General features: G+C 71.1%; 8 protein-coding genes. 1 reads left to right on the top strand and 7 read right to left on the bottom strand.

Features of this window, described 5'->3' with window-relative positions:
• The first annotated feature begins 318 nt into the window (after nucleotides 1-318).
• Complete coding sequence (locus tag ACFFBG_RS07520; RefSeq protein ID WP_375477266.1) at nucleotides 319-3,426, top strand: LamG domain-containing protein; 3,108 nt, start codon at nucleotides 319-321, stop codon at nucleotides 3,424-3,426.
• Nucleotides 3,427-3,528: 102 nt separating this feature from the next.
• On the opposite strand, the gene ACFFBG_RS07515 is transcribed toward ACFFBG_RS07520, so the two are convergent.
• The 7 genes from ACFFBG_RS07515 to ACFFBG_RS07485 form a co-directional block, all read right to left on the bottom strand.
• A complete protein-coding gene (locus ACFFBG_RS07515) occupies nucleotides 3,529-5,418 on the bottom strand; it encodes a S9 family peptidase (protein WP_375477264.1) in 1,890 nt (629 codons plus the stop codon).
• Nucleotides 5,419-5,420: 2 nt separating this feature from the next.
• On the bottom strand, nucleotides 5,421-7,214 hold the full coding sequence (locus ACFFBG_RS07510; RefSeq protein ID WP_375477262.1) for an N-acetylglutaminylglutamine amidotransferase: 1,794 nt from the start codon (nucleotides 7,212-7,214) through the stop codon (nucleotides 5,421-5,423).
• A 9-nt stretch (nucleotides 7,215-7,223) separates the two neighbouring features.
• Nucleotides 7,224-9,764, bottom strand: coding sequence for a glutamate--cysteine ligase (locus ACFFBG_RS07505; RefSeq protein ID WP_375477260.1), 2,541 nt, complete (start codon nucleotides 9,762-9,764; stop codon nucleotides 7,224-7,226).
• 63 nt (nucleotides 9,765-9,827) lie between these two features.
• The gene (locus ACFFBG_RS07500) at nucleotides 9,828-10,658 is read right to left on the bottom strand and encodes a succinate dehydrogenase/fumarate reductase iron-sulfur subunit (RefSeq protein ID WP_375477259.1); all 831 of its coding nucleotides are present in this window, start codon (nucleotides 10,656-10,658) and stop codon (nucleotides 9,828-9,830) included.
• Nucleotides 10,655-12,613, bottom strand: a complete 1,959-nt coding sequence (locus tag ACFFBG_RS07495) for a fumarate reductase/succinate dehydrogenase flavoprotein subunit (protein ID WP_375477257.1) — start codon at nucleotides 12,611-12,613, stop codon at nucleotides 10,655-10,657. Before ACFFBG_RS07495 ends, ACFFBG_RS07500 begins: the two co-directional genes overlap by 4 nt.
• A gap of 13 nt (nucleotides 12,614-12,626) precedes the next feature.
• Nucleotides 12,627-13,445, bottom strand: a complete 819-nt coding sequence (locus ACFFBG_RS07490) for a hypothetical protein (protein WP_375477255.1) — start codon at nucleotides 13,443-13,445, stop codon at nucleotides 12,627-12,629.
• Nucleotides 13,442-13,723, bottom strand: a complete 282-nt coding sequence (locus tag ACFFBG_RS07485; protein WP_375477253.1) for a hypothetical protein — start codon at nucleotides 13,721-13,723, stop codon at nucleotides 13,442-13,444. The genes ACFFBG_RS07490 and ACFFBG_RS07485 overlap by 4 nt, the downstream gene beginning before the upstream one ends.
• Nucleotides 13,724-13,978 lie beyond the last annotated feature (255 nt).

Genomic DNA, 13,978 nt, shown 5'->3' with positions numbered 1-13,978 from the left:
ACTCCTTCGCCCTCACCTCGCGCACGAGGGTGAGGGCTGTCGCCGCTCGCCCGCGAAGTTCCTCGACCGAGCTAATCGATTGCCGAAAGCGTACGCGCCGGTGATCGGGTCCCCGGCTGTCCGCCTGCGCGGCGTGCTGTCCGAAGCGGCCGCGACGAAGCCAGCGACAAGGGCGGTCGCTGCCGCCAGAATTGATAAGAATGCCCAGTTCGAGGTGCACGCTAACGCCGCGGATGTTAACCTTTTGTGTGATAGTCGGGTCCGGGGGGGCTCGCTCAGAGGTCTTGGGGGTGGGTGGCCGTGCCGGCTGCCTGGAATATGTCTGCGAACGTGTCGCCGTTCGCCACGCGGTCGGCTCGCCGGTGGATCGCGCTTGTCGCCGTCCTGGCAGCGATCGCCGCGTTCGTCTCGGCGCTCGCCCAGCCGGCGCGGGCGGCCGCGGCGACCGGCCCTGGCCCGATTCAGCAGCCGTCTGCCTCGAACGTGACCGCGGACGCGTTGCCGACGGTGCAGATGGACGGCGTGGCCTGGACGCAGGTGATCGTCGGGAACACCGTCTACGTGGGCGGCAAGTTCGCCAACGCTCGTCCGTACGGCAGCGCGGCCGGCACGAACCAGACGCCGCGCACAGACATGCTCGCCTACGACCTGACGACCGGGAACCTGATCACGGCCTTCAACCCGCTGCTCAACGGCCAGGTGACGGCCGTCGCGGCGTCCGCGGACGGCAAGACGATCTACATCGGCGGCGACTTCACCACCGTCAACGGCAAGACGCACAGCCACATCGCGGCGCTCGACGCGACGACCGGCGCACCGATCAGCACGTTCACCGCCAACGCGAGCACGACGGTGAAGTCGCTCATCGCGACGCCCACGGCGCTCTATGCCGGCGGCGCCTTCACGACCGCCAACGGCGTCGCGCGCAGCCGACTGGCGGCCTACACGCCGGCCGGCGGGCTCACCGCGTGGGCGCCGAGCGCCGACTACACCGTCAACGCGATGACGTTGACGCCGGACAAGTCGAAGGTCGTCGTGGGTGGCGCGTTCGACGACCTCAACGGTGTGGAGTCCTTCGGGATCGGGGCGGTCGACGCGGCCAGCGGCGCGTCTGTGCCGTGGGCGGTGAACCAGACGCTGCGCGATTACGGCTCGAATTCGGCGATTGAGAGCCTGTCCGCGGACGCGAACGCCGTGTACGGCTCGGGCTACAACTACGGCGGCAAGGACACCCGGGCCTATGAGGGCGCGTGGTCGGCCAACCCCGCTGACGGCTCGCTGAATTGGCTGGAGGACTGCCACGGCGACACCTATGGCGTCTTCGGCGTCAACAACATCGTCTACACCGTCAGCCACGCGCACTTCTGCGCGAACGACGGCGGCTGGCCGGTCTACGACCCGTGGCAGTACCGGCACTCGGTGGCATTCACCGCGAACGCGACCGGCACCTTGCTGCCCAACTCGATGGCCGGCAACTACAACGACTTCGCCGGCCAGCCCGCGCCGTCGATCATCAACTGGTTCCCCGATTTCACCAACGGCACAGTCACCGGGCAGAGCCAGGCGGCGTGGACGATCACTGGCAACTCGAATTACATCGTCGAGGGCGGCGAGTTCCCCACGGTCAACAACTCGCCGCAGGCCGGGTTGGTGCGTTTCGCCGTGCGCGGCGCAGCGGGCAACCCCGGCAAGCAGGGCCCGATGCTGACCGGCACGAGCTTCCAGCCCAACCTGAACCCGGTGTCCGGCAGCGTCGTCGGAGTCACGTTCGGCGCCAACTGGGATCGCGACGACAAGACGCTGACCTACACGCTGACCCGCAACGGCCAGCAGATCTGGACGTCGGCGCAGGATTCCGAGTGGTGGAGCCTGCCCACGCTGTCCTACACCGACAGCGGCCTCACCGCCGGCAACTCGTATACCTATCAGCTGACCGCGACTGACCCGAACGGCAACTCCGTCACCGGCGCCGCCGCGACGGTGACCACGCCCGGCGGTACGGCGGCCAGCGGCACGGCGTACGACCAGAAGGTGCTGGCCGACGGCGCGTCCAGCTACTGGACGCTGGGCGAGGCGTCCGGGTCGACCGCGGCCTCCAGCGTCGGCACGAACCCGTTGACCCTCGGTTCCGGGGTGACCCGCGGGGTGGCCGGCCCGGTGTCCGGCGAGACGGCGTCGGCCTTCAACGGCACCTCCACCGGCTTCGGCGCCACGAAGACCGCGGTCGCCGCGCCGAACACGTTCACGATCTCGGCCTGGGTGAAGACGACGTCGACCTCCGGCGGCAAGCTGTTCAGCTTCGGCGACGCCGCGACCGGCTCGTCGTCCAAGGCCGACCGCCAGCTCTACCTGGACAACGCCGGGCACGCCTACTTCGGGGTGTACTCCGGGGGCAAGGCCGTGACGGTGAACTCGAGCGCCGCCGTGAACGACGGCACGTGGCACCTGCTCACCGGCTCGCTCGGCAGCGGCGGGCTCACGCTCTACGTCGACGGGGTCAAGGCGGGCTCCAGCACCGGCGCGACCAGCGGTCAGACGAACACCGGCTACTGGCGGGTCGGCGGCGACTCCATCTCCTCGTCCTGGCCCGGATCGCCGACCAGCAAGTACCTCAACGCCGCGATCGGCGACGTCGCGGTCTTCCCGACGGTGCTCGGCGCGTCCACCGTCTCGGCCGAGTACGCCGCGGCGTCGTCAACCACCCCGCCCGGCGGCGGTGGCGGCACGCCGCCGGCGAACAACGGCACCGGGTACGACCAGAAGGTGCTGGCTGACGGCGCGTCCAGCTACTGGACCCTGGGCGAGGCGTCTGGGACGACCTCTGCCTCCAGCGTCGGGACCAACCCGCTCGTGGTGGGCGCCGGCGTCACCCGCGGCGTGGCCGGCCCGGTGTCCGGCGAGACAGCGTCGGGGTTCAACGGGACCTCGACCGGCTCCGGATCGACGCAGACGGCCATCGCCGGGCCGAACACGTTCACCTACTCGGCGTGGGTCAACACGACGTCGACCACCGGGGGCAAGATCCTCGGCTTCGGCAGCGCGACCACCGGATCCTCGGCGCAGAACGACCGCTCGCTCTACCTGGACAACGCCGGCCACGTGTATTTCGGCGTGTACTCCGGCGGCAAGGCGGTCACGGTGAGCTCGACCTCCACGGTGAACAACGGCGCGTGGCACCTGGTGGCCGCGTCGCTGGGCACCGGCGGCCTCGTCCTGTACGTCGACGGGGCCCAGGTCGCGTCGAGCACGGCTGCGACCAAGGGGCAGGCCTACGACGGCTACTGGCGGGTCGGCGGCGACAACATCTCGGCCTCGTGGGCGGGGGCGCCGACGAGCAAGTACCTGAAGGGCAGCATCGGCGACGTCGCGATCTTCCCGGTGGTCCTCAGCGCCTCGACCGTCGCTGCCGAGTACGCCGCCGCCTGAGCCACGGCCCGTCGCGACAGTGGTCAGTTTCGCGGGTCGGTGGTCGTGATTGGGCGACCACTGACCGCGCGAACTGACCACTGACGCACGAAACCGGCGAGGTCAGCCGGAGACGGCGGCCTTCTCTGGCGACAGCGCGCGGGACAGGAACTCGGTCAGCGCCCGCAGCAGCCGCAGCTTCGACTCGACCCGCCGGTACTCGTGGCCCTCGCCGGCCAGCTCGAGGTACTCGACGTCGCGGCCGAGCTCGCGCAGCCGGTCGACGATCTGCACGGCCTCGTTGCGCGGCACGTTGGTATCCAGCTCGCCGTGCACGACCAGCAGCGGCGAGTGGATGCGCTCGGCGGCGCCCAGCGGCGAGATCTCGGCCAGCAGCGCGGCGTCGCGGCGCGGGTCGCCGTACTTCGACACCGCCGCCGCCGCGATCCACGGCTCGGTGTCGCGATAGAACGTCAGCAGATCGGACATGCCGCAGATGTCGACGCCCGCGGCGAACAGCTGCCCGTGGTGCTCCAGCGCCATCAGCGTGGCGTAGCCGCCGTATGACCGCCCAGTCACCGCGACCCGGGCCGGGTCGGCCCAGCCGTGCGCGTCGAGCAGCCACGCCGACTGCGCGATGTCCCGGATCGCGTCGAGGCGCCCCCAGCGGTCGTCGGCGTGCACGAAGGTGTGCCCGAAGCCGGACGAGCCGCGGATGTTCGGCGCGAAGACCGTGATCCCGGCGGCGGCCAGCACCTGGTGCTGCGGGGTGAACACCGGTCGCTCCTGTGCCTCGGGCCCGCCGTGCAGGCTCAACATCGCCGGCGGCGCGGTCCCCGGCGGCGGCGCCCCCGGCCGGCTGCGCGCCCGGTACAGCCAGCCGGTCAGCGGCAGGCCGTCGTGCGCGTCGTAGCGGATCAGCTCGGGATAGACGAGGTCGCCGCGCGGGGCCAGCGCCGCCTCGGTGACCGGCGTCCAGAGCTGGTCGCGCACCCCGAGGCGCCACAGCCGGCGCGGGCCGACGGGGCTTTCGACGGACAGCACGGCGGCGCTTCCGTCGCGGGCCATCACCACGCCGGCCACCACGTCGCCGGGCAGTCCGGGGCAGGCGTACCGGTCGCCGCTGGCGGTCTCCAGCAGCTCCACCTCGCTGCGGCCGTCGACGTTCCACACCAGCACCAGCCAGCGGCCCGCGGCGTCCGCGTCGGCGAATTCCAGCTCTGCGTCCTGCCGGGCGGCCAGCGCGCCGGCGGCGATCCGCCGGCCGTCGCCGTCGAAGCCGATCGCCAGCAGCTCCCGGCGCGGCCGGCCGGCGTCGGTCACGAGGTAGGCGACCCGCGCGTACTCCGTCCAGCCGGGCGGCGCCGCACGCAGCAGGCCGCTGTCGGTCGAGCCGGTCTGCGGGTAGGGCAGCACGGGATAGTCGGCGTCGACGACGCGGTCGACGAGCCGGCAGAACTGCGCGCCGCGGGTGCCGTCGCGCACCAGCGCGAACCGGCCGTCCGCGGCGAGGTCGAGCATGTGGATCAGCCAGCCGGTCGCGATCAACTCGCGTTCGCCGGTGGCCGGGTCGATCAGCAGGCACTCGTTCGGCGTGCCCGGCTCGTCCGAGCAGATCGTGACGACGAGCCCGTGGCCCAGCCGCGCCCAGGGGCCGAGGATCGCGTGCTGCTCGCCGCCGGCGACCCGGGCCGCGCCGCTGCCGTCCGGGCGCACCACCCACACCTCGGTGCGCACGCCGCCGCCGGTGGCCACCGAGCAGGACAGCCACTGCGCGTCCGGGGACCAGTGCACCGCCAGCACCGGGTCGTCGCTCAGCGGCAGGTGGGTCGCGGCGGCGTCCGGCGAGACGTCGCGCACCCACAGCTGCGGCGCGCCGTTGCGGTCGCCGACGTAGGCGACCCGGCCGCCATCTGGAGTGAGCGTCGGGGCCCAGCAGCCGTAGGCGGCGACGAGGTCGCGCGCGAGCGCCTCGACCGCATTCCACGCCGCGGCCGGTTCGACGACGGGCATGGCTACCCGACGCCGATCTTCTGCAGCCACATCTCCAGCAGCGCCAGCTGCCACAGCGCGTTCGAGCCGAGCGTCGTGCGGGTGCGGTTGGGGTCGGCGAGCAGCGCGTCGACGGCCTCGCGGCGGAACAGCCCGCGGGCCTGCGCCGCCGGGTCGGTCAGCGCGGCGCGGACCCGCTCGAGGTACGGCCCCTCGAGCTGACGGATCGCCGGCACCGGGAAGTAGCCCTTCGTGCGGTCGATGACCTCGTCCGGGACGATGCCGCGCGCGGCGCGCTTCATGACGCCCTTGCCGCCGTCGGCCAGCTTCAGCTCCGGCGGGATCGCCGCCGCCAGCTCGACGAAGTCGTGGTCGAGGAACGGGACGCGCGCCTCGAGGCCGGCGGCCATCGTCATGTTGTCCACGCGCTTGACCGGGTCGTCGACGAGCATGATCTCGGTGTCGTTGCGCAGCGCGGCGTCGAGCGCGGTGTCCGCGCCGGGCCGGCCGAACAGCCCCGAGATCAACTGGTGCGGCGCGCCGGGATCGTCGGCGTCGATCAGCCACTGCGGGTTCAGCAGCGTCGCGAGCTCGCCGAACGGCCGGTCGAAGAACACCTTGGCGTAGGCGTCCACGGCGTCCGCTCGGTCGACGCCGGCCATCGGCGGGTACCAGTCGTAGCCGCCGAGCACCTCGTCCGCGCCCTGCCCGGACTGCACGACCTTCACCGACTTCGCGACGTCCTGGCTGAGCAGGTAGAACGCGACGCAGTCGTGGCTGACCATCGGCTCGCTCATCGCCTCGATGGCGCTGTCGATCGCCGGCAGCAGCCGCTTCGAGTCGATCTTGATGCGTTGGTGGTCGGTGCCGAACCGTTTGGCCACGATGTCCGAGTACTCGAACTCGTCGCCGGACTCCTCGCCCGCGGAGTCGAAGCCGATGCTGAACGTCTTGAGCCCCGTCTGCCCGGCCTCGGCGAGCAGCGCGACCACCAGGCTCGAGTCGATGCCGCCGGACAGCAGCACGCCGACCGGCACGTCGGACACCATCCGCCGTTCGACGGCGGTGCGCAGCGAGTCGATCAGCGCGTCCTGCCATTCGCGTTCGGACCAGCCGGCGCGCTCGGCGGACCGCGCGAACGGCGGATCCCAGTACACGGTGTCGGCGAACGTCCCGTCCGGCTCGACGACCCGGACGGTCGCCGGCGGCAGCTTGCGGACGCCGTTGAGGATCGTCCGCGGCGCCGGCACCACCGAGTGGAACGTCATGTAGTGCGACAGCGCGACCTTGTCGATGCTCGTGTCCACCCCGCCGGCCGCGACCAACGCCGGCAGCGACGACGCGAACCGCAGCCGGTCGGCGGTCTGGTCGAGGTAGAGCGGCTTGATGCCGAGCCGGTCGCGGCCCAGGATCAGCCGCCCGCTCGCCCGCTCGTGGATCGCGAAGGCGAACATGCCCTTGAACTTCTCGACGCAGCGCAGGCCCCACTCGGCGTAGGCCTTGGCGATCACCTCGGTGTCGGCGTGGGAGAAGAACGAGTGCCCGCGGCCGATCAGCTCCTCGCGCAGCGCCTCGTAGTTGTAGATGCAGCCGTTGAAGATCGTCGTCAGGCCGAGCTGCGAGTCGACCATCGGCTGCGCGCCGGCCGCGGACAGGTCAATGATCGCCAGCCGGCGGTGCCCGAGCGCGACCGGGCCGTACGCCCAGAACCCGTCGCCGTCCGGGCCGCGGTGCGCGAGCACCGAACAGGTGCGCTGCAACGCGCCGAGGTCGGCGCTGCGACCGTCGAACCGAATCTCACCCGCCAAACCGCACACCGGCCGACCTCACACCCCTTCTGCGTCGGTGATCTCCCCGTCGATTATCCAGGTGTCCTTCGCCCCGCCGCCGCGCGCCGAATTCACCACCATGCTGCCTGCCGGCGCGACCCGGGTCAGCGCGAGGTCGGCGAGGTGGACCTGGTCGGCGCGGGTGCCGCTGAGGTAGACGAAGGCGCGCAGATCGACATGCCGGGGCTGCAACCGGCCGTCGGCGAAGGTCGGGTGGGTCGACAGCGCCACGACCTCCTGCGCGATCCAGTGTTTCGGCGCGTCCTCGATCGCGCGGCGGCGCTCGTCGATCTCCTGCTTGCTCGCGTCCGGGCCGATCAGCACGTCGCCGCCGCCGTAGCCGTCCACCGGCTTGGTGACGAGCTGGTCGAGCCGGGGCAGGACGGCCTCGAACTCCGCCGGGTTGCCGCACCGGTAGGTCGGGACGGGGGAGAGCAGGGGCCGCTCGTCGAGGTAGTACTGAATGAGGTCGGGCAGCACGCAGTAGAGCGCCTTGTCGTCGGCGACGCCCGCGCCCGGGGCGTTGGCGAGCACGACGGCGCCGTCGTACGCGGCCTCGAGGATGCGCGCGCCGATCATCTCGCCCTGCGTCGTGTGCAGCTCGGCGAGTTCGACGCCGAGCCGCAGGTACAGCACGTCCACCCGGCGTCCGGCGGCGAGGACCTTGCCGCCGGCGACCTCGATCTGGCTGGGCTCGACGAGCAGCAGCCCGGCCTGCGAGGCGATCATCCGATGCTCGTACCAGGCGGAGTTGTCCGCGCCGTCGGACAGCAGCGCGACGACCGGGTCCGGCCGGCTGGTGCACTCGCGCAGGGTGCGGCCGATCAGGCCCAGCGCGGTGCGCGGGTCGCGGACCGCGACGTCGCCGGTCAGCTCGGGCAGCGCCTCGCGCATGAGCCGGCGCACGCCGATCGCGTAGCCGACGCCGGAGGGCACCCGGGTGTTGTCCTCGAGCACCCGCCAGCCGCCGAGCGCGTCGCGGACCAGGTCGAAGCCGATCACCGGGGCGTTGACGACGCCCTTGGGCAGCTTCGCCGCGGCCTCGTTCCAGCCTGGGCTCTCGTGCAGGGTCGCCCAGTCCAGCAGCCCGTCCTCGACGATGCGCGCGGGGCCGTACACGTCGCGCAGGAACAGCTCGATCGCCCGAGCCCGCTGGGTCAGGCCGGCCGCCAGCGTCGCCCACTCGTGGGCCGGCACGATGCGCGGCACGATGTCGACCGGGAACGGTCGCTGCTCGCCGCCGACGCCGTAGGTGAGTCCGTCGGCGAGTGCGTTGTCGCGCAGCAGCTCGACCCGCGCGGCGAGCTCCGCGGCGGCCAGGTCGTCCAACACCGCGAACACCGGCCGGTAGGACGGGTAGGGGATGCCGGACACCGCCAGCGCCTCGTCGTCGGGCGACTCCGGGTAGCCGGCGCTGACCCGGGGGGCCTCGATGTGCGGGCTCGCGTCGCTGCGGGTCTCGGCCAGCGCCGACGCGACGACGTCGGAGATCTTGCCGCGCTCGGCGAAGCGGGCGCGCTGCCGGCTGCTCGACTCGCCGCGGGACAGCAGGCCGATCGTGAGCTCCTGAACGGCGTCCCGGTCGCCGGCGTCGTCGAGGTGGTCGCCGACGCGCTCGACCAGGCCGCGGACGACGTCGGCCGCGGCGACGGCCTGCGGGCGCGACTCCGGGGTGAGCAACTGCCCGGCGAGGCCGCTGCGCGCGGCCCGCCACATTGCCGCGCGGTGCACCGGTTCGGGACGGTGCCGGATCGGCTCGCCGCGCTCGTCGGCGGCCACCGCCTCGGCGACCAGCGCGCGGAACAGCCCGGCGATGAGCACCGCGTCGTCGACGAGCGGGCAGGCGTCGCAGACCCGCAGCTCGACGGTCGGCAGGTGCGCGGACGGCCGGACGTCGAAGTACGCCATCTTGGGGTCGGAGATGATCCCGGCGCCGATCAGGTCGCCGACGAGGCGGTCGTAGTCGGCCGCCGAATCCGGCCGGCCGAAGCCGCCTGCGGTGGGCCAGCGCTGCCACACCATGGTGCGAAAACTGGAGTATCCGGTGTCGGTGCCGTGCCAGTACGGCGAGCTGGCGCTGACCGCGAGCAGGGTGGGCAGATCAGGGGACACGCGCTGCGCTATTCGCACTGCCAGGTCGCGATCGTCCACCCCGACGTGCACCTGCAGGCCGCAGATCAGCTGGTCGTCGACCAGGAAGCGGTAGTCCTGCTGCATCCGGCTGAACCGGCCGAGGGCGGTGAGCTCGAAGTCGCCGACCCGGGACAGCGGCGCGGTGCCGGTGGCGACCAAGCCCAGGCCGGACGCCGCGGCGACGTCTTGGGCGAGGCCGCGCAGCCGGACGATCTCGACGCGCAGATCCTCGAGGGTGTCGCAGACGGGGGTGTTGGTCTCGACGGTGCTGCGCTGCAGCTCGAAGGAGAAGCCGGTGTCCGGCAGGCCGCGCAGCAGCTCCGGGGCGCGCGCGGTGAGCTGTCCAGTGCCGAGGTCGACGACATGCAGCTCTTCCTCGACGCCGAGAGTCCGCACGTCCGGCATCGAGTCAGCCTAGTTCGCCCGAGGTTTCGCTGGTGTATCGCTGACTGGGACGACGACAGCGGGTCAGTTGGGGCGGCGGCGCAGGATGTTGCCGATCATCACGATCGGGTCGAACTTGCGGTCGACGACCCGCTCCTTGAGCGGGATCAGCGCGTTGTCGGTGATCTTGATGTGCTCCGGGCAGACCTCGGTGCAGCACTTGGTGATGTTGCACATCCCCAGCCCGTGCTCGTCCTGCGCGACGTGTTGCCGGTCGAGGGCGTCCAGCGGGTGCATGTCCAGCTCGGCGATCCGCATCAGGAACCGCGGCCCGGCGTAGGACTCCTTGTTGTCCTCGTGGTCGCGGATGACGTGGCAAACGTCCTGGCACAGGAAGCACTCGATGCACTTGCGGAACTCCTGCGAGCGCTGGACGTCCACCTGGCCCATCCGGTACTCGCCCGGCTTGAGCCCGGGCGGCGGCGCGAACGCCGGCACCTCCTGCGCCTTGCGGTAATTGAACGAGACGTCGGTGACGAGGTCTTTCATCACCGGGAACGTCCGCATTGGCGTCACGGTGATCACCTCGGCTTCGGTGAACGTGGACATCCGGGTCATGCACAGCAGCCGCGGCCGGCCATTGATCTCGGCGCTGCACGACCCGCACTTGCCGGCCTTGCAGTTCCAGCGCACCGCGAGATCGCCGGCCTGGGTGGCCTGCAGCCGATGGATGATGTCGAGGACGACCTCGCCCTCGTTGACCTCGACCGTGTAGTCGACGAGCTCGCCGCCCTCGGCGTCGCCGCGCCACACCCGGAAGTGCGCCGCGTAACTGGTCTTGTCGCTGGCCGCCTTGTCCTGCACCCGGCCGACGGCCTCTTCCGCCGAGACCTCGCCCTCGTTCACGGTCGTCATGCGTTCACCTCGGCCACCGGCGCGGGGAGCTCTTCGGTCACGTCGGTGATCTCCTCGCTGGTGAAGTACTTCGACAGCTCGTCGCGCTTGAACAGCTCGAGCAGGTCCGGACGCATCGGCGGCATCGGCTGCTGCACGACGTCGATCGCGTCGCCGGCGTCGTTGAGCGAGCAGAGCAGGTTCACCTTGCGCCACTCGGCCGACATCTTCGGGTAGTCGTCGCGGGTGTGTCCGCCGCGCGACTCCTCCCGGATCAGCGCGGCGCGGGCGATGCACTCGCAGACCTGCAGCATGTTGCGCAGGTCGAGCGCGAGGTGCCACCCCGGGTTGAACCGTCGGGTGCCGGCGGCCGAGACGTGCTTGGCGCGCTCCTTGAGCTTCTCCAGGCGCTCCAGCGCGTCCTCGACCTCGGCCGCCTTGCGGATGATGCCGACGAGGTCGTTCATGCACTGCTGCAGCTCTTCGTGGATCTCATACGCCGTCTCGCCGATGCCGTCGAACGGCGCCAACGCCGCCTGCGACAGCGCCGCCACCTGCTGGTCGGTCACCTTTGGGTACTGGCCGCGCAGCGCTTTGACGTATGCCGAAGCGCCCTCGCCGGAGCGCTTGCCGAACACCAGCAGGTCCGACAGCGAGTTGCCACCCAGCCGGTTCGACCCGTGCATGCCGCCGGCCACCTCGCCGGAGGCGAACAGGCCGGGCACGCCGGTGGCCGCGGCGGTGTCCGCGTCGACCTCGATCCCGCCCATCACGTAGTGGCAGGTCGGCCCGACCTCCATCGGCTCGGCGGTGATGTCGACGTCGGCGAGCTCTTTGAACTGGTGGTGCATCGAGGGCAGCCGGCGCAGGATCTCCTCGCGCGGCAGCCGGGAGGCGATGTCGAGGAACACCCCGCCGTGCGGCGACCCGCGGCCGGCCTTCACCTCGGAGTTGATGGCCCGCGCGACCTCGTCGCGCGGCAGCAGGTCGGGCGTGCGCTTGTTGTGGTCGGGGTCGGTGTACCAGGCGTCGGCCTCGGCCTCGTTGTCCGCGTACTGCTGGCGGAAGACGTCCGGGACGTAGTTGAACATGAACCGCTTGTTCTCGGAGTTTCGCAGCACGCCGCCGTCGCCGCGCACGCCCTCGGTGACGAGGATGCCCTTCACCGACGGCGGCCAGACCATGCCCGTCGGGTGGAACTGGACGAACTCCATGTTCAGCAGCTTCGAGCCGGCGCGCAGCGCGAGGGCCATGCCGTCGCCGGTCGACTCCCAGGAGTTGGAGGTGACCTTGAAGGACTTGCCGATGCCGCCGGTGGACAGCACGACCGCCGGCGCCTTGAACAGCGCGAACTCGCCGGTCTCGCGGTAGTAGCCGAACGCGCCGGCGATCGCGCCGCGCGCGTCGGTGATCAGCTCGGTGACGGTGAACTCGGCGAACACCTTCAACCGGCCGTCGTCCGCGCCGGGCGCGTTGATTTTCTTCGCGTCGTCCTGCTGCAGCGAGACGATCTTCTGCTGCATCGTGCGGATCAGCTCGAGGCCGGTGCGGTCGCCGACGTGCGCCAGCCGCGGGTATTCATGGCCGCCGAAGTTGCGCTGGCTGATCCGGCCGTCCTTCGTCCGGTCGAACAGCGCGCCGTAGGTCTCGAGCTCCCAGACGCGGTCCGGCGCCTCTTTGGCGTGCAGTTCGGCCATTCGCCAGTTGTTCAGGAACTTGCCGCCGCGCATCGTGTCGCGGAAGTGCACCTGCCAGTTGTCGTTGCTGTTGGCGTTGCCCATCGCAGCCGCGCAGCCGCCCTCGGCCATGACGGTGTGCGCCTTGCCGAACAACGACTTGCAGATCACCGCCACCCGCAGGCCGGCCTCGTGCGCGGCGATCGCCGCGCGCAGGCCGGCGCCGCCCGCGCCGATCACGACGACGTCGTAGCTGTGCTTCTCCAGGCCCGCACGGGGCGCTGCTGCGGCGGCTGTCATGACGACCGTCCTCTCAGTGGACGATGCGAGGGTCGTTGAACGCGCCGGACGAGACCAGCGCGATGTACCCGTCGGTGAGCATCAGCGTGGCCAGCGTGGTCCACGCCAGCTGCATGTGCCGGGCGTTCAGCTTGGACACGAAGCCCCAGGCCGCGTAGCGCATCGGGTGGGCGGAGAAGTTGCGCAGCCGGCCGCCGACGATGTGCCGGCAGGAGTGGCAGGACAGCGTGTACGCCCACAGCAACGTCGCGTTGACCAGCATGACGATGGTGCCGAGGCCGAAGCCGAACGTGTGTCCGACCGGTCGGAACGCCTGGATCACGTCCCAGGTGTTGAACAGCGAGATGACGCCGGCCGCCAGGAAGAAGTAGCGGTGCAGGTTCTGCAGGATCAGCGGGAACCGCGTTTCGCCGGTGTACTTCGCGTGCGGCTCGGCGACCGCGCAGGCCGGCGGCGAGGCCCAGAACGCCCGGTAGTAGGTGCGTCGGTAGTAGTAGCAGGTCAGCCGGAAGCCGAGCAGGAAGGGCAGCGTCACGATCGCCAGCGGCACGAACGGCGGGAAGTGCCCGAACCACGTGCCGAAATCCCGGAACTCCGCCGGGCAGCTCGCGGTCACGCACGGCGAGGTGAACGGCGACAGGTAGTGCTCCTGCGTCGCCGCGTACGCGTGCTGGCTGAACGCGCGGACCGTCGCGTACGCGACCCAGATCGTCAGCAGGATGAACGTGACCAGCGGCGCCCGCCACCAGTTGTCGGTGCGCAGCGTCCGGACGCCGATGCTCGCTCGACCAGGGGCGCCCGTCCCCGCCTGCAGACTCGTCGCGCGCGTCACCGGTGATAGCCACCAAGCCCTTCGTCGTCCGCGCCGACCCACAGGGCGGGGTCGTGCGGGGTGTCGTCCAGGACGAGCACCTCGCCCGGGGCCGGCACCCCTATGCCTGCCAGCGGCGTCAGGTCGCGCAGGTCGGCCGCGTCGAGGTCGAAACGCTCGACGTCGCCGAGCAGCCGCTTGACCGCCGGGATGTCACCGTAGCGCCCCCGGACGGAGTCCACCGCGGTTCGCAGTTCGTCGAGGGTGCGATGCAGCACAGCGAGCTCTGACTCGATCATCGAAGCGCTCCTCACAGGCGAGACGATCAGCGGCCTGGCGGGCCCACAGCGTAATGATGCCAACAGCGGCGGGAAAAAGGTGATCCGGGGTAGTGAGGTCGATCAGCACGGGGTCCGCCGGGCCCGCGGCCGGGGATTCGTGCCGCTGCGGCGTGTAAAGTACCGGGCTGGCGCGCGTGCCCGTTCGGGCGCGGGCGACTGCCCCCTTAGCTCAGTCGGCAGAGCGTCTCCATGGTAAGGAGAAGGTCTACGGTT

The organism is uncultured Jatrophihabitans sp. (assembly GCF_964251945.1).
GTDB lineage: Bacteria > Actinomycetota > Actinomycetes > Mycobacteriales > Jatrophihabitantaceae > Jatrophihabitans.
This window is presented reverse-complemented; position numbering and strand designations above follow the sequence as displayed.